This window comes from Gordonia araii NBRC 100433 (assembly GCF_000241265.1).
Classification (GTDB): domain Bacteria; phylum Actinomycetota; class Actinomycetes; order Mycobacteriales; family Mycobacteriaceae; genus Gordonia; species Gordonia araii.
The window spans coordinates 34258-50647 of record NZ_BAEE01000056.1 but is presented as its reverse complement, the minus strand read 5'-3'; the positions used below and the strand labels follow the sequence as shown (position 1 = coordinate 50647).

16 protein-coding genes and 1 riboswitch are annotated in these 16390 nt (G+C 68.7%); of the genes, 8 read left to right on the top strand and 8 right to left on the bottom strand.

The genetic code is table 11. The features are described 5' to 3' along the window. Nucleotides 1-128: 128 nt before the first annotated feature. Together GOARA_RS10670 and GOARA_RS10665 are read left to right on the top strand one after the other, a co-directional pair. Nucleotides 129-968, top strand: coding sequence for a sulfurtransferase (locus GOARA_RS10670; protein ID WP_007322381.1), 840 nt, complete (start codon nucleotides 129-131; stop codon nucleotides 966-968). Nucleotides 969-970: 2 nt separating this feature from the next. After that, the gene (locus GOARA_RS10665) at nucleotides 971-1276 is read left to right on the top strand and encodes a DUF1416 domain-containing protein (RefSeq protein WP_007322380.1); all 306 of its coding nucleotides are present in this window, start codon (nucleotides 971-973) and stop codon (nucleotides 1274-1276) included. 215 nt (nucleotides 1277-1491) lie between these two features. Here the strand turns inward: GOARA_RS10665 and GOARA_RS10660 are convergent, their stop codons facing one another. Next, complete coding sequence (locus GOARA_RS10660; protein WP_007322379.1) at nucleotides 1492-1806, bottom strand: DMT family transporter; 315 nt, start codon at nucleotides 1804-1806, stop codon at nucleotides 1492-1494. 11 nt (nucleotides 1807-1817) lie between these two features. Continuing rightward, nucleotides 1818-1883, bottom strand: a riboswitch (guanidine-III (ykkC-III) riboswitch). Between the two features lie 27 nt (nucleotides 1884-1910). Here GOARA_RS10660 and GOARA_RS10655 point away from each other — a divergent pair. Further along, nucleotides 1911-2678 (top strand): crotonase/enoyl-CoA hydratase family protein, encoded by a 768-nt coding sequence (locus GOARA_RS10655; RefSeq protein ID WP_007322378.1) that lies wholly within the window; start codon nucleotides 1911-1913, stop codon nucleotides 2676-2678. 18 nt (nucleotides 2679-2696) lie between these two features. Here the strand turns inward: GOARA_RS10655 and GOARA_RS10650 are convergent, their stop codons facing one another. Continuing rightward, on the bottom strand, nucleotides 2697-3251 hold the full coding sequence (locus GOARA_RS10650) for a TetR/AcrR family transcriptional regulator (RefSeq protein WP_245548406.1): 555 nt from the start codon (nucleotides 3249-3251) through the stop codon (nucleotides 2697-2699). A gap of 56 nt (nucleotides 3252-3307) precedes the next feature. On the opposite strand from GOARA_RS10650, the gene zapE reads away from it, so the two are divergent. Together zapE and GOARA_RS10640 are read left to right on the top strand one after the other, a co-directional pair. Then, the gene (gene zapE, locus GOARA_RS10645) at nucleotides 3308-4261 is read left to right on the top strand and encodes a cell division protein ZapE (RefSeq protein WP_007322376.1); all 954 of its coding nucleotides are present in this window, start codon (nucleotides 3308-3310) and stop codon (nucleotides 4259-4261) included. Between the two features lie 161 nt (nucleotides 4262-4422). Beyond that, on the top strand, nucleotides 4423-5040 hold the full coding sequence (locus GOARA_RS10640; RefSeq protein ID WP_007322375.1) for a heme-binding beta-barrel domain-containing protein: 618 nt from the start codon (nucleotides 4423-4425) through the stop codon (nucleotides 5038-5040). Nucleotides 5041-5276: 236 nt separating this feature from the next. Here the strand turns inward: GOARA_RS10640 and cydC are convergent, their stop codons facing one another. The 5 genes from cydC to GOARA_RS10615 form a co-directional block, all read right to left on the bottom strand. Continuing rightward, nucleotides 5277-6932 carry a thiol reductant ABC exporter subunit CydC gene (gene cydC / locus GOARA_RS10635; RefSeq protein WP_007322374.1) on the bottom strand — a complete coding sequence of 552 codons (1656 nt, stop codon included), beginning with the start codon at nucleotides 6930-6932 and terminating at the stop codon, nucleotides 5277-5279. Next, nucleotides 6929-8617 carry a thiol reductant ABC exporter subunit CydD gene (cydD, locus tag GOARA_RS10630; RefSeq protein ID WP_007322373.1) on the bottom strand — a complete coding sequence of 563 codons (1689 nt, stop codon included), beginning with the start codon at nucleotides 8615-8617 and terminating at the stop codon, nucleotides 6929-6931. Before cydD ends, cydC begins: the two co-directional genes overlap by 4 nt. Further along, complete coding sequence (gene cydB, locus GOARA_RS10625) at nucleotides 8614-9639, bottom strand: cytochrome d ubiquinol oxidase subunit II (RefSeq protein WP_007322372.1); 1026 nt, start codon at nucleotides 9637-9639, stop codon at nucleotides 8614-8616. The genes cydD and cydB overlap by 4 nt, the downstream gene beginning before the upstream one ends. 25 nt (nucleotides 9640-9664) lie before the next feature. Next, nucleotides 9665-11227 (bottom strand): cytochrome ubiquinol oxidase subunit I, encoded by a 1563-nt coding sequence (locus GOARA_RS10620; RefSeq protein ID WP_007322371.1) that lies wholly within the window; start codon nucleotides 11225-11227, stop codon nucleotides 9665-9667. Between the two features lie 177 nt (nucleotides 11228-11404). After that, nucleotides 11405-12298, bottom strand: a complete 894-nt coding sequence (locus GOARA_RS10615) for an aminodeoxychorismate lyase (protein ID WP_007322370.1) — start codon at nucleotides 12296-12298, stop codon at nucleotides 11405-11407. 94 nt (nucleotides 12299-12392) lie between these two features. Here GOARA_RS10615 and GOARA_RS10610 point away from each other — a divergent pair, with 94 nt between their 5' ends. The 3 genes from GOARA_RS10610 (at nucleotide 12393) to GOARA_RS19385 (ending at nucleotide 15156) form a co-directional block, all read left to right on the top strand. Further along, entirely contained in the window at nucleotides 12393-13616 is a 1224-nt protein-coding gene (locus GOARA_RS10610) for a lipase family protein (protein ID WP_007322369.1), read from the top strand. Nucleotides 13617-13626: 10 nt separating this feature from the next. After that, nucleotides 13627-14856, top strand: a complete 1230-nt coding sequence (gene ygfZ / locus GOARA_RS10605; RefSeq protein WP_007322368.1) for a CAF17-like 4Fe-4S cluster assembly/insertion protein YgfZ — start codon at nucleotides 13627-13629, stop codon at nucleotides 14854-14856. A gap of 126 nt (nucleotides 14857-14982) precedes the next feature. Continuing rightward, a complete protein-coding gene (locus GOARA_RS19385; protein WP_007322367.1) occupies nucleotides 14983-15156 on the top strand; it encodes a DUF3073 domain-containing protein in 174 nt (57 codons plus the stop codon). 103 nt (nucleotides 15157-15259) lie between these two features. Here GOARA_RS19385 and purM read toward each other — a convergent pair whose 3' ends face one another. Next, entirely contained in the window at nucleotides 15260-16357 is a 1098-nt protein-coding gene (gene purM / locus GOARA_RS10600; protein ID WP_007322366.1) for a phosphoribosylformylglycinamidine cyclo-ligase, read from the bottom strand. Between the last annotated feature and the right edge of the window lie 33 nt (nucleotides 16358-16390).

Genomic DNA, 16390 nt, shown 5'->3' with positions numbered 1-16390 from the left:
TCAAGACTTCTCGTGTTCCCACGGCCGGAGATATCCGGATTCCGTTTCGGCACGGCCGTCATCACCCCCGAGGAACCTTCTGGTTCCACTCCCCCGATGATTTTCCAACCATGTGAAAGGGAACCACCATGGCACGCTCCGATGTCCTGGTCAGCGCCGATTGGGCTGAGCAGAATCTCAACACCGACAAGGTCGTTTTCGTCGAGGTCGACGAAGACACCTCCGCCTACGACGGCGGGCACATCCCCGGCGCCGTGAAGATCGACTGGAAGGCCGACCTGCAGGATCCGGTCCGCCGCGACTTCGTCAACGCCGAGCAGTTCGCCAAGCTCCTGTCCGAGCGGGGCATCGCCAATGACGACACCGTCGTGCTCTACGGCGGCAACAACAACTGGTTCGCCGCCTACGCGTACTGGTACTTCAAGCTGTACGGCCACCAGGACGTGAAGCTGCTCGACGGCGGCCGCAAGAAGTGGGAGCTCGACGGTCGTCCGCTGAGCACCGACGCGGTCAGCCGTGCGGCCACCACCTACACCGCGGCCTCGCCCGACAACGCCATCCGCGCCTTCCGCGACGAGGTCGTCGAGGCCATCGGCGTCAAGAACCTCGTCGACGTGCGTAGCCCTGACGAGTTCAGCGGCAAGATCCTGGCCCCGGCCCACCTCCCGCAGGAGCAGAGCCAGGTGCCCGGCCACATCCCCGGAGCGATCAACGTGCCGTGGAGCAAGGCCGCCAACGAGGACGGCACGTTCAAGAGCGACGACGAGCTGACCGAGCTGTACAAGGAGGCGGGTCTGGACGGTCAGAAGGAGACCATCGCCTACTGCCGCATCGGCGAGCGCTCCAGCCACACCTGGTTCGTGCTGCAGGAGCTGCTGGGCCACGAGAATGTCAAGAACTACGACGGCAGCTGGACCGAGTACGGCTCGCTGGTCGGCGTTCCGGTCGAGCTTGGAGAGGGCGCTTAACCATGTGTGCAGCACCAAAACAGGGCCAGCAATTGCCGGCCGGCGTCGACGTGGAGAAGGAGACCGTCCTGACCGGGCAGGTCACCGACTCCAGCGGCGCACCGGTGCCCGGGGCGTTCGTGCGCCTGCTCGACTCGACCGGTGAGTTCACCGCCGAGGTCGTGACCAGCGGCACCGGTGACTTCCGGTTCTTCGCCGCTCCGGGCACGTGGACGTTGCGTGCGCTCAGCTCGATCGGCAACGGCGACGTGATCGTCACGCCGGAGGGCCCGGGCGTCCACACCCACACCATCACGGTCGCCAAGTAGCGACGCAGGTCGCAAACAGCGAGACTGCGTCGCATTAGCGAGGCTGCTTCGCATTAGCGAGGCGGCGTCGCATTAGCGAGGCGGCGTCGCATTAGCGAGGCGCTTCGCCGTGGCAAGGCAACCGATCGGGCCAGGCCCCGTACCGTTCATCGGTGCGGGGCCTGCCTCGTTTCGCCGACCGTGCCCACATTCCCGCCGACCGTGCCCGGCTCGCGCTATCCGACCAGCTTCAGCCCGACGATGCAGCCGACGATCACCAGGATGAGCACCACGCGCATCACCGACGCCGGCTCGTCGCCGCTGACCATGCCGTACGCGACGGTGAGTACCGCACCGATACCCACCCAGACGGCGTAGCTCGTCCCCGTCGGGAGGCTGCGCATCGCGTACGCGAGCCCACCCATCGACGCGATCAGCGCCACCGCGAACACTGCGGTCGGCGCGGCGCGCGTGAATCCGTCCGAACGTCCCAACGCCGTCGCCCAGATTGCTTCCAACACTCCTGAGACGACCAAGATCAGCCAAGCCATGTGACACCTCGTCGGCGCCGTCTTGTCGCTGGCCGGGTACGGTGCCCCTCGTCCGGGTGTCAGTTCACTGACAACATCGACCCTAGCAACTAGTCTCCGCCAATATGAATGTCACAGTCGCGCACGACGGCCCCGTCACGACGATCACGCTGAACCGTCCGGAGGTCCGCAACGCCGTCGACCGCCCGACCGCCGACGCTCTCGCCAACGCGTTGCGAGAGTTCGAGGCCGACGATGACGCCCGTGTCGCCGTTCTGACCGGCGCCGAGGGCACATTCTGCGCCGGAGCCGACCTGGTCGCGGTGGCCGAGGGCGGTGAGCGGCGTAATCAGCTCACCGAAGACGGCGACGCCCCGATGGGCCCGAGCCGCATGCGCTTGGCAAAGCCGTTGATCGCCGCCATCGAAGGCCATGCCGTGGCCGGTGGACTGGAACTCGCACTGCTCGCCGACCTGCGGGTGATGGCGTCCGACGCCATCGTCGGCGTGTTCTGCCGACGTTTCGGCGTGCCGCTGATCGACGGCGGAACCGTCCGACTACCGCGGATCGTCGGTCAAGGACGAGCACTCGATCTCATCCTGACCGGGCGCGCGGTCACCGCCGACGAGGCATTCGCGATGGGATTGGCCAACCGAGTCGTCGACCCGGGAACGGCGCTGGCCGCGGCACAGTCGCTCGCCGCAGAGATCGCCGGCTTCCCGCAGGCGTGCATGCTCGCCGACCGCGCGAGCGCCTACGGCCAGTGGGGCCTGGAGTTCGACGAGGCGATGCGCGCGGAGTTTCGCGGCGGTCTGGGCGTTGTCGCCAGCGGGGAAACCGTCGAGGGCGCCGAGCGGTTTCGCGACGGGGCGGGCCGGCACGGCGACTTCTGAGGCTCCGGTTCCGGTCGCTCACACCAATTCCGGGAACGCGGCACCTAGCTGCGCACGGATCTCGGCTTTTCCGGTTCTGGCGTCGATACCTCGGTGCGTCAGGGTGAAAGCGATGCCTTCGAGCAGCATCAGTAGCCGCTCGGCATCGCGATCGGGCGACGATGAACCCGATGCCGTCATCAACGAGCGGGCCGACTCGGTCGAGAACAGACATCCCAGAAGACGCTCCCGTGTCACCGCCGACACGGTCGGATCCAACAGCAGCGCTTGGCGGGCGAGAACGTCAGATCGCCGTCCGACGGTCAGGTCGAGCAGGTAGCCGGCGATCACATCGACCGGCGTCTCGCCGTGCTTGGCGAGGTGGCTGGCGAAGGCTTCCCGCGAACGTGCCACAAGCCGTTCAGCCGCGGCCCCGACGAGGGCCCCCCGCGTTCGGAAGTAGTACGAGGTCGACCCTTTCGGCAATTCGAGGTGCCGGTCGATCGTCTGGTGGGTGATCGCGTGATTGCCGCCGGTCGCCGCGAGGTCCAGCGCTGCGTCGGCGATGAGCCGGCGACGGTCGGTACGGGTCACAGCCAGATCATACCGCATTCCTCTATAATCATAGAGGAATGCGAAGGAGGCCCGCAGTGCGTCGATCACGACAACGATCCGCGTCAGCCGTCAATGTCGAGACAGCCACCCTGATCGCGGCAAGTCGCCTCGCGCTCGACGACTCGCAGCGCAACGCCTGCGACGTGCTCGCGGACTCGGCGAACGTCTACCTCACCGGGCCGGCCGGACGTGGAAAGACCGCTCTGCTCGATGCCTACGTCGACTGCTGTCCCCGCGGTGCCGTCGTTCGCGCCCACTGGCACGAGTTCATCCGCGACCTCCACCTTCTGATCCGGGAGCACGGCGGACTGGCCGCCGCGATCGACCGCTTCCTCGGCGGCGCCGACGTGCTCTGCTTCGACGAACTCCACGTCGACGACCCCGCCGACGGCATCTTCCTGCACAACCTGATCGATAGCGTCGTCCAACGCGGTGTCCGGCTGGTGATCACCTCCAACGACCGCCCGTCCGAACTCATGCCGAACCCGTTGTTCCACGACACGTTTCGGCCGGCCATCGAACTCATCGAACGCACGTGCATCATCGTCGACTTGGACGCTGGCATCGACTACCGCACGACGGGCGGTCGGCGGACCGGTTTCGCCGCGGGCCGGTGGGAAGTGTGCGAAAGCGCCGGTCCCAGCGACGGAGTATCGATCGACGTCGGAAGCCGGTCGCTGCGCGCTTGGGAATCGTCGCCGTCGCACCTCGGCGTCGACTTCGACGAGATCTGCGGACGCGCGCTGAGCGCCACCGACTACTTGGCGTTGGCCCGGCGCCACGCGAGTTGGACCATCCGCGCCGTCCCCGATCTCGCGCGAGCCGACCGCGAGGCCGCCCAACGATTCGTGCATCTCATCGACGTGCTCTACGACGCCGACGTACCGACGACGATCACAACCGACGTTCCGCCCGACCGTTTCGCCCGCGCCGGCCGGCTACCGATCGGCATCGCCCGGATGCGCAGCCGGCTGGCATCCCTGCGCTGAGAACGCGAACATCAGTCAGCAACACCGCCACCGTCACCGTCGTGCCCACCCGCTAGAATCGGACTCGTGGAACACTTCTTTACAGCGCTGTTGGTCCTGTGCTCGATCCTGATCACCTGGTTCGGCCTCTACGCCATCTACCGCCTCATCAACGACGAGTCGTGACGCGCTCGGGCAACGAAGCGATCGAGCAAGCAGCCTCGATCGCAGAGACCACCGGGTCTCGCAACCTCCCCGCGTGGGGAGATCTTCCGCTGCCCGCGGATACCGCGAATCTCCGCGAGGGAGCCGACCTGCACCCCGGTCTCCTCGCCCTGCTACCCATGGTCGGCGTATGGCGCGGCTCAGGTGTCGGCCACGGACTCGGTGACGACGGCGACGACCTCACCTACGCCGAGCAAATCATCGTCAGCCACGACGGCCAGAATTTCCTCAACTGGCAGACACGCTCGTGGACCGTCGACAACCGCGGCGAATTCATCGCGCCACTCTTCCGCGAGACGGGCTATTGGCGAATCAGCGAAGACGATTCCATCGAACTCCTCGTCGCACATGCCGAAGGGTCGATCGAACTCTTCTACGGCAAGCCGCTGTCGCAGACCGCGTGGGAAGTGGCGACCGACGCCCTCGTCAGCTCCGCATCCGCACCCAAGCTACACGGCGCCAAGCGCCTCTACGGGCTGGCCGAGGACGGCGCCTTCGCCTACGTCGAGGAACGCCTCGTCGACGGGGAACTCGCGCCCCGCCTTTCGGCACGGCTCGACCGCTACGCCGGCTGACTCGTCGATACCGAGCGCACCCCGCTCGCACTGACGACGCCGACTGGGCACCTCACCCCCGCCGACTGGGCACCCCACCCCCGCCGACTGGGCACCCCACCCCCGCCGACTGGGCACCTCAGCCTTCATCGAGTGGGCACGGTCGGCGGAAATGTGGGCACACTCGACGCACATCTGGGCACGGTCGGCGGAAAACTGGGCACGCTCGGCGGAAAACTGGGCACGGTCGGCGGAAATCAGGGCACGATCGGCGCGGATTCGAGCACCAGATCGGCGGCGACGCCGACCGGCAGGTGGTGCGTCACCACCACGACCGTGCGCTTCGGACCGAACAACTCCCCCAGCGCGGCACGCAGCAGGTCGTCGGAATCCGCGGCATCCAAATGCTCGGTCGGCTCGTCGAGCAACACCACCGGCGACGCGTTGAGCAGCGCACGCGCCAGCAGCAGTCGCCGGCGCTGCCCGCCGGACACCGCGTCCGAGCCGCCGACGAGCACCGTGTCCATACCGTCTGGCAGACCGGCCAGCCACTCCCCCAGGCCCACCGACACCAGCGCGTCGCGCATCTCCTCCTCCGTCGCATCCCCGCGACCGACGAGCAGGTTCTCGCGCACCGACACCGAGAACAGGTGCGCATCCTGGGCGCAGTACAGCGTCGCCGCCGGGACATCGACCGGTTCACCGTCGGCGCTCTGCGCCGACACCTGCCCGCCCCGCGGCTCCAGCAATCCCGCCAGCGTGAGCAGCAGTGTCGACTTTCCGGACCCGCTCGGCCCGACGATGACGACCCGCGAACCGGGTGTCAACGTCCGGTCAACGGGTCCGCCCAAGACGGGACTCTCCGGCCAGCCCCACTCGAGATCGTCGGCGACCAGCCGAACCGGCCCGCGGTAGCGATCGACATCAGCCGCGTCGGCCGATTCCCGCGACCACTCGCCGGGGTCGCCGGCGAGGTCGAGCACCCGCTCGGCCGCGGCCCGGCTGTGCTGCCACGCGACGCCGGCCGAGGCCAGCGGCACCACGGCTTCGAATGCCGAGAGGCCCAGCAGTATCAGCACGCCGAGCCGCATCGGACTGGGCTCGCCGCCGTCGGCGAGCGAGATGCCGATCAGACAGGCCGCCACGACGGTCAGCCCCATCGCCAGCGGCGTGACCGCGGCCGCGAGCGCCTGTAGCCGCGCGCCGCGGTCGGTCGCCGTCGCCACCTGATCCTGCGCGGCAGACACCTCGTGGAGGATCTCGCCCCGACGACCCGCCACGGCCAGTTCGGCGCCGTGGTCGAGCAACAGCATCGTCGACTCCGCGACCCCGGACCGCCCCCGTACCGCCGACTCGGCGGCCGAGCTAACGCCCCGCGCCGCTAGCACCGGCGCGGCGACGCCCGCGACGATCAGCGCGACCGCCAGCACGACAGCGGCGACCGGCGACACGAACGCCATGATCGTCACCGCGGCGACGCCGGTCACGGCGGCGACACCGGCGGGCAGCACCGCTCGCACCACCGCGTTGCCGATCTCGTCGACGTCGGCACCGGTGCGCGCCAGGATGTCGCCGCGCCGGATCGACACGGTCGACGCGGCGTCGCCGGTGGCCAGCGCCCGGTAGACCTTCTCCCTGGCGGTGGCCATCGCCCGCAATGCCATGTCGTGTGTGGCCAACCGTTCGAGGTAGCGGAACAAGCCGCGCGTGATGCCCAGCGCCCGCACGGCGGTGATCGCGATCGACAGCGACAAGATCGGCGGCTGCTGCCACGCGCGGGTGATCAGCCACGCCGACAGTGCGGCCAGCCCGAGCGCGCTCAGCGCCCCTCCGACGCCATAGGCCAGCGACAACGCGAGTGTCCGTCGGCGAATGTCGAGGGCGCCCAGGACGCGCCACACCGGATCTGTCACAGTTCCACCACCCGGTCGGCCGCGTCGATCCACTCGGCGCGGTGTGCCGCGACGATCACCGTCGCCCCCGCGTCGGCCCGCTCGCGCACCGCCCCGACGACCCGTTCGCGGGCCGCAGCATCCAGATGGGCGGTCGGCTCGTCGAGCACGATCACCGGCGCATCGCGGGCCAGCGTCCGGGTCAGCGCCAGCCGCTGCCGCTGCCCCGCCGACAACCCGGTACCGCCGTCACCCAGCATCGTGGTCCCGAGTGCGGCGCTCTCACCGAACTGTTCGGCCGCGACGTCCGCCCATCCCGTGGCCGCCGCCGCGCGCGCCAGCGACGCCGGGTCGAGCGGTCCGTGCAGCGCCAGGTTCTCCGCGACGGTGCCCGGCACGATCGCGGGATGCTGGGGCAGCCATGCGATTTCGGACTGGCAGGCGGCACGCTGGGACCGGGACAGGACCTGATCTTCGACGATGATCGCGCCCTCGTCGAGCCCCGCCAAGCCGAGCAGCGCCGCGAACGCGGTCGACTTGCCCGAACCGTTCGGTCCGGTCAGAACCGTGACTGCCCCCGGCTCGCACACCACCGACAGGTCGCGCGGCGCCCACCCGTCCCGGGCGCGCACGCCGACGCGGTCGAACACGATGGGAACACTGGCCAGCGGCACCGCGGACGCATTCGGGTCAGGATCGGGACCGTCGGCCTCGCCCAGCAGCGCGAACGCCTCGTCGGTCGCGGCGACTCCGTCGGCCGAGTCGTGGAACGCGGCGCCGACCTGTCGCAGCGGCCGGTACGCCTCGGGGGCCAGCACCAGAGCGAGGACACCGGCGAACAGGGTCATCTCCCCGTAGACCAGTCGCAAACCGATGCTGACGGCGACCAGCGCGACCGACAACGTCGCCATCAACTCCAGCCAGGCGCCGGAAAGAAAGGCCACCCGCAGCGTGCCCATCGTCGAACGCCGCCACGTCGCCCCGAGTTCGCGCACCTGCCCGCCGGCGCCCTGCGCGCGGTGCAGCGCGCGCAGGGTCGGTATGCCGGCAATCAGATCGAGCAGCGTCGACTGCTGCCGCGCGGTGGCGTCGAGCTTCGCCTGCGTCCGATCGCGGGTCATCAGGCCGATGAGGATTCCGAAGATCGGGATCAGAGGGATGGTCAGCAGAATGAGGCCGGCCGACACCAAGTCGACCACCGCGATGACGGCGATGACGATCGGGGTGAGCGTTGCGGCGAGGATCAGCGACGGCACGTACCCCGACAGGTACGGTCCGAGGTCGTCGAGTCCGCGAAGCAGCACCGTCGCCGCCCGACCGCGGCTGCCGACGACGTGCCGCGCATCGGTGCGGGCCGGATCGCTGTAGGAGTCGAGAACCTCGAGACGGACCTCGCCGACGACCGTCTGCGCCGCCCGCTGCGCATACCGCTCACCGGCGTAGGTCGTCGCGACGTGCACGACGATGCCCGCGGCGAGCAGCGCCAAATGGCCCGCCTGGGCGGCGAACCCTCGGCGCGACGGATCGGTGACCAGTTCGGCGAGGATCGATGCCGTGGCGAACGCGATGGCGATGACGGCGAGGGTGGTGACCAGGCCGGCGCCGACGGTGACGCCGACGTAGCGCCGCGCGGCGGGGGAAAGCCGCAGCAGCCGTGGGTCCAGCGGGGCTCGGCTCGCTCGCGCGCGACCGGAAGTGACGCTCACCCCCGCAACGATGGCAGACCGACCGACGGCGGGATGGCGTCGGCGGAGATCCGTTTCCGGAACACCCAGTACGACCAGCCCTGGTAGAGCAGCACGACCGGCGTGATCAGCACGGCTGCCCACGTCATGATGACCAGCGTGTAGTGGCTCGACGACGTGTTCGCGATGGTGAGGCTGTTCGCCGGGTCCGTCGTCGACGGCAACACCGCCGGGTAGAGGCAGCCGAACAGCGTCACGATGGTCACAATGATCGCGATCGACGTGGCCGCGAACGCCCACCCTTCGCGTTTCGCCCACGTCGCGACCACGGTCGCCACCGCGGCGACGGCGGCGACGATCACCGGAACCCAGGTCCAGCCCTTGCCGTAGGCGAGCTGGGTCCACAGCAGGAAGGAACCGGCGACCACGGTCATGACGATCGACAGCCGGGACGCCCACACCATCGACTCCGCGCGCAGATCGTCGGCCGTCTTGAGCGACAGGAAGACCGCGCCGTGGGTCAGGAAGGCCAGCAGGGTGGTGAGCCCGCCGAGTAGCGCGTACGGGTTGAGCAGGCCGAAGAAGGTTCCGGTGAACTGGGCGTTCTCATCGATCGGCAATCCGCGTACGACATTGGCGAAGGCGACGCCCCACAGCAACGCGGGTACCCAGGACCCGATCGCGATGCACCAGTCCCAGACCCGGCGCCACTGCGGGTCGTTGATCTTGCCGCGCCACTCGATGGCGCAGACGCGCACGATCAGCGCGACGAGGATCAGCAGCAGGGGCAGGTAGAACGCGGTGAACATCGTCGCGTACCAGCCGCCGAACGCGGCGAACATCGCCCCGCCCGCGGTGAGCAACCAGACCTCGTTGCCGTCCCAGACCGGGCCGATGGTGTTGAGAATGGCCCGGCGCTTGTTGTCGTCGCCCCGGCCCAACAGGCCCATCAGCATGCCGACGCCGAAGTCGAAGCCCTCCAGCACGAAGTAGCCGGTGAACAGCACCGCGATGAGTAAGAACCAGAACTCGGGCAATCCCATGGTCGTCTCCTAGAGTCGTCCGCCGTCAGTAGGCGAACGACAGTTTCTTGTCGTCGTCGGTCTTTTCGAGCGCCTGCTCCTCGTAGCCGGGTGCGGCCGGTCCCTCCCGGATGTAGCGACGTTGCAGCGCGAACCACACGACGCCCAGCGCTCCGTAGAGCAGGGTGAACACGATCAGCGACCCCAGCACGACACCGGCCGAGTTATTCGACACGCCTTGCTGCACCAGCATCGACACGCGCAGCGGATCGAGGTCGTCGACCCAGTTGGGCGCGACGATCCACGGCTGGCGGCCCATCTCGGTGAAGATCCAGCCCGACGAGTTCGCCAGGAACGGCGTCGGGATCATCAAGAGTGCGAAGAAGCCGAACCGCCGCGACGTGACTACTCGCCCGCGCCGCGTCAGCCATAGTCCGCCCAGCGCCACCGCCACCGAACCGAGAGCCCAGGTGATCATCGCGCGGAACGACCAGTAGGTGACGAACAGGTTGGGGGCGTAGTTCTGCCCCTGATGCGCCGGGTTGTCCTTGAAGCGTTCCTCGTATTCCTTCTGCAGGTCTTTGACGCCCTTGATTTCGGTGTCGAAGCGATGGTCGGCGAGGAAGGACAGCATGCCGGGCACGGCGATGACATGGGTGATGTTGTCGCAGTTGTTCTGGCGGCCGATCGACAGGATGGAGAACGCCGCGCGGTGCTCGGTCTCGCACAGCGATTCCGCCGCCGCCATCTTCATCGGCTGCTGTTTGAACATGATCTGCGCCTGCAGGTCGCCGGTGAAGATCACCGCTGCACCCGCGGCGATGGTCAACCACAGCGCGAAGCGGGTGACCGGCCGCCACATCGCCTTGGCGTCGTCGTCGAGCTGCTCGGGCGAGGCGTCGACGAGGCTCGGGGAGGTGGTCTCCTCCAGCTCGACGGTTTCGCCGGCCTCGGCGCGGCGCAGCTGGCGGGCCCGCCACGACGCCCGCGCCATCCACCAACAGCCGATGGCGGCGACGAAGGTCGCCGCGGTCAGCAGCGCTCCGGCGATCACGTGCGGGAACGCGGCGAGGGTCGTGTTGTTGGTCAGCAGCGCGACAATGCTGTTCATCGCCGGGCGGTCGCGAGAGGTGTCCCATTCGACGCCGACGGGATGCTGCATCCACGAGTTGGCGGCGATGATGAAGTAGGCCGACGCGTTGACGCCGAACGCCACCATCCAGATGCATAACAGGTGGAGTCCCCTGCTGAGTCTGCCCCAGCCGAAGATCCACAGACCGATGAATGTGGACTCGGCGAAGAAAGCGACGAGCCCTTCCAACGCGAGCGGTGCCCCGAACACGTCGGCGACGAACCGGCTGTACTCGCTCCAGTTCATCCCGAACTGGAATTCCTGGACGATGCCGGTGGCGACGCCGAGCGCGAAGTTGATCAGGAAGAGCTTCCCGAAGAACTTGGTGGCGCGCAGCCACGCCTCGTTGCCGGTGATGTGCCAGACGGTCTGCATCACCGCGATCATCGGGGCCAGCCCGATGGTCAGCGGGACGAGAATGAAGTGATAAACGGTCGTGATCCCGAATTGCCATCGGGAAATGTCGACGACATCCATGCGTGCCTACTCTGCTGGGCTGGAGCTGCTGGCTGACTGCTACCAACGTTTGTGGCTACTACAAACGATAGTAGATGCGTTCAACGTACGCCGCGATATTCATTTGGAACAAGGGACTCCGGTCCCCCATCTGCGGTGGCGCTCATCACGTCGGCCGCCGCAGGGACAGCCCGAACGTTAAGCGACGGCGATCGCCCGCGACGCGAGTTCGGCGAATTCGGCCGCGGCGGCGCCGGTTTGCTCATCAAGGAGGAGCTCGTCGTCATCGATCCTGGTCACGCGTGCCGCGATCGTCACCGACGAGCACATCCACACCGAGTCCGCCGCCAGCAGATCCGCGGGCGGCAGGCGTGCGTACTCGGCGTCCCAGCCTTCCTCCCGCGCCGCGGCGAAGAGGGCCGCGACGGTGGTCCCGGGCAGGATCCCCGATTCCACCGGCGGCGTCCGCAGCGTTCGGCCGGTCACCGCCACGACACTGGAACGCGGCCCTTCGAGTACCTGTCCGTCCGACGACGTGTAGATCACGTCGTCGAAACCCGCGGCGACCGCGTGGCGCAACGCGGCCATGTTCGCCGCGTAGCTGAGCGTTTTCGCCCCGATCAGCTGCCATGGCGCCCGCGCACCGAAATCGACGGTGTATCCGCGGTCGAGCAAACACACCGCAACCCCGTCAGCACGCGATTGCGCAACGCTCGACCGGACCTCGGAGATCATCACGAGCGCCGTCGTCCGCTCGGGCGCGTCGTGATCGGCGGGCGCCGACTCCCGGCCGCGCGTGTAGACCAGCCGCATCTGCCCCTCGACATCCCCGTTCGCCAGGGACCAGGCGACGGCCGCGGCGTTGATCGTCGAATCCCACGCCGCCATCGCCGGCTTGGGCAGATCCATCCGCGCCGCGCCGTCACGGAAGCGGGCCAGATGCCGCGCCAGATTGCACACCTGCCCGTCGCGCACCAGCAGCGTTTCGAAGATTCCGTCACCGCGCACGACCGCAAGGTCGTCGAAGTGGAGGAGCGGCTGCTGCGGGTCGCGCCGGCCGCCGTGGACGTCGAACAAGACAGGGGTCGCCATGGGCGTAAGGGTATCCGGCCGGGGTTGAGCGAAAGGCGCACCGACGCGCCACCGGTGGTCCACTCTTGAGTGGACGCGACCGACGGGAGTGCCCATGCCGACTCGCTTGAGGCAGCTGGTCCTCGTCGCAACGGCACTCGGCGCATTGCTGTCCGTCGCGGCGATGCCTATGCCGGGGCCCGCCCATGCGGATGGCCCGCCACCGGCAGCCGATCCCTTCTACCGATACGCCGGTGAACTCGCCGCCCACCGACCGGGCGACATCCTGCGCCTCCGAGGCGTGGCGTTCGTCATCGACGGGGCCACGGTGCCCGTGACGTCGACGCAAGTGCTGTACCGCAGCACCGGCGAGCACGGTGAACCGATCGCCGGGGTGACGACCGTGCTGCGGCCCGGTGGAGCCGCGCGACGGATCGTCTCCTTCCACATGGCCTACGACGCGCTCGGCTCCCAATGCAATCCGTCCTACACCCTGCGCGGCAATCATCCGAGCGATGCCGCACGCGTCGAGCAGGCCGTTCTTGCCGGATACCTCGCCCGCGGATTCGTCGTCGCGGTCCCCGACTACGAGGGTCTGCGGCAGGAATGGACGATCGGCCGCCAATCGGGCCAACTCGCCCTGGACGGTATCCGCGCCGCGCTGCGGGTCACCCGCCTTCCCGGATCGACACCGGTCGGGATGCTCGGCTACTCAGGCGGATCGGTGCCCACCGAGTTCGGTGCCGAACTCGCACCCGCCTACGCACCCGAACTATCGATCGTCGGCGCCGCGGCAGGCGGGTTGCCGGTCAACCTGGCCCACAACCTCGGCTACGTCAGCGGTAGTCGCGCCTGGGCCGGCGTCATCCCCGCGCTGACCGAGGTCTACCGCCGGACCTACGCTCTCGACGTCGGCTCCTTCCTGTCACCGCGGGGGAAAGCCGCCATCGCCAAAGTGCGTCACGGCTGCATCGCGGCGTTCGCGGCGAACTTCCCCGGACTGACCAGCCGCGCGATGGTGCGGCGGCCATACCCGGGATTGCTCGCCGTCCCATCCGTCCGCCGCGCGATCGCCCGCAACGTGATGGGAACCGTCGGGCGACCGCGCACGCCGCTGCTGCTCGCCGTCGGCGCATCGGATCGAATCGGCGACGGGGTGATGGTCACCGCCGACGTCGCCGCGCTCGCCAGACGGTACTGCGCGGCAGGAGTGTCTGCCCGATTCATCCGCTACGCCGGCGACACGCACGGCAAGGCCTTCCTCCCGTTCGAACGCGACGCCGCCGCCTTCCTCGCGGCCCGATTCCGGGGCGAACCCGTCGGAGGTTGTTCCACGTAGGCTGGATGGCGTGAACCAGTCGGTCATTCTCACCAGTCACCTCGACGAGCGGACCGCGGGCGCCGTCGCCGAACCCGAAGGGATCTTCGGCCACGACGGCGCGCGGCGCGTCGCCTGGCACTACGGCGACCCACTGGGCGAGCAGCGCGCGGCGACCACGGGCGCTATCGTCGTGGACCGCTCGGACCGTGCGGTGCTCGAGTTGTCCGGCGAGGAGCGCCTCTCCTGGCTGCACACGATCTCCAGCCAGTTCGTCTCCGACCTCCCCGACCGTCGCAGTGCCGAGAACCTCTCGCTGGACCTCAACGGCCGCATCGTCGAGCATTTCGTCCTCACCGACATCGACGAGGTGACCTGGATCGATACGCCGGGATTCCGCGGCGACGAGCTCGCCGGCTTCCTCACCTCGATGGTGTTCTGGGCCAAGGCGACGCCGCTACCGCGTCCCGACATGTACGTGACGACACTCGTCGGGCCGGACGCCCGGTCAGGCGCGATCGCCGACCTCCTGGAGATACCGGCCGACGCCGCGGTCTACGACGCGGGCGACCTGCCCGAGCTGCACCACCTGGGCGCCGGGAGCGGGAGCGAGCGGGCCCAATCGAACGAACGCGAGCCAGCTTCTTTCTGGCGGATCATGCCGCCGATCGGTGAGGGACGCACGCTGCCCGTCGTCGACCTCGTCCTTCCGGAGACCGAAGCGCAGCAGCGATGGCACGCCCTGGTCGAAGCCGGTGCGACGATGGCCGGGTCGTGGGCGTTCCACGCGCATCGCGTGGCAGCCGCGCGCCCACTCGTCCACGTCGACACCGACGAGCGCACCATCCCGCACGAGGTGCACTGGATCGGTACGCGCGACGAACAGGGCGCCGTCCACCTCGACAAAGGCTGCTACCGCGGACAGGAGACAGTGGCCCGGGTCCACAATCTCGGCCGCTCGCCCCGCCATCTCGTCCTCCTGCATCTCGACGGCAGCACCGATGCGCGTCCCGCGCCCGGCGACCCGGTGACCGCCAGCGGGCGCACCGTCGGTCGGATCGGCAGCGTGGTCGACCATTTCGAGCTCGGTCCCGTCGCCCTGGCCTTGGTGAAACGGGGTGTGGACGTCCAAACCGACCTCATCATCACCACCACCGACGACCAGTCCGTCGCGGCCAGGGTGGACGCGGATTCGGTCGTCGCCGACTCGCACCGTCAGGCCGGTCGGGAGGCCGTCGACCGGCTGCGCCACGGCGGCTGACGCCCGGTGGCCGCATTCTGTCGCGGTTCGCGCTAGACTGGGAGCCACGACAGACATTCCTACTGAAAAGCACGGGGCCGCCACCACAGATTGTGGCCGCCCCGGCAGTGTGCGAGGGGGTCCCAAATGGGCCGCGGCCGGGCAAAAGCCAAGCAGACGAAGGTTGCTCGTCAACTCAAATACTCCACGCCCCAAACCGACCTCGAGCGGTTGCAGCGCGAGCTCTCCGGCGGTGCGGACTCCCACCCGTCGGACGGCGCGGAGAGCTGGGCCGACGAAGAGGAATGGAAGCGCGCCTGACGCTTGGCGTCGGCGCTGCACAACCCACCAATGACGACGGGCCGTTGGTCCGCGTCTTTGGCGTGCCCGCCGACGCGGCCGGCGGGAGAAAGTCCGAACGCGACTAGAAGCGGGGGTGCTCCCCGACGAGCCGCGCGACACCGGTCTTCGACTTCGCGTCGCGGCCGCCGCTCTTGATGGTGCCGAGCACCCAGTTGTCCACGTGGCGAGCGGTCAAGACGGCCTGTGCCCGATCGGTGTCCTCCGGTGCGACGATCGCGACCATCCCGACTCCCATGTTGAACGTGCGCTCCATCTCCTCGCGCGCGACGCGGCCGCGGTGGGAGATCAGGGCGAAGATCGGCGCCGGCGACCAGCTGGACCGCTCCAGCTCGGCGACCACACCGCCGGGCAGCACCCGCGACAGGTTGTCGGCCAGGCCGCCGCCGGTCACGTGGGCGAAGGTGCGCACATCGGCCTCCGCAACGAGCGCCAGGCAGTCGCGGGCGTAGATCCTCGTCGGCTCCAGCAGCTCTTCGCCCAACGTGCGGTCGAGTTCTTCGACGTGCCCCTGCAGATCCATGTGGCCCCAATCGAGCAGGACCTTGCGGGCCAGCGAGTAGCCGTTGGAGTGCAGACCGGACGATCCCATGGCGATCACCACGTCACCGGGGCGCACCCGGTCGGCGGAGAGCACCTCGTCGGCCTCGACGACACCGACGCCGGTGGCCGAGATGTCGTAGTGCCCGTCCTCCATCAGCCCGGGATGTTCGGCGGTCTCGCCGCCCAGCAGCGCACAGCCGGCCTCGACACACCCATCGGCGATGCCGGACACGATCTGCTCGATGGTCTCCGGCACGACTTTTCCGATGGCGATGTAGTCCTGCAGGAACAACGGTTCGGCGCCGCAGACGACGAGGTCGTCGACGACCATCGCCACCAGGTCGCGGCCGATCGTGTCGTGCTTCCCGAGCGCCTGCGCGACGGCCAGCTTGGTGCCGACCCCGTCGCTGGAGGCCGCGAGCAACGGCTCGCGGTACCCGCCTTTGAGGGCGAACAGCCCGGCGAACCCGCCGATGCCGCCCACCACCTCGGGGCGGGTCGCGCGTTTGGCGTGCGGCGAGATGAGCTCCACCGCCCGCTCACCGGCGTCGATATCGACACCCGCGGCGGCGTACGACGCGTTCGGCGGGATCAACGGGGCCGAGTCGCGTTTGGACATGGCGGAACTCCTGGGAGGAATGAGAGGGTACGG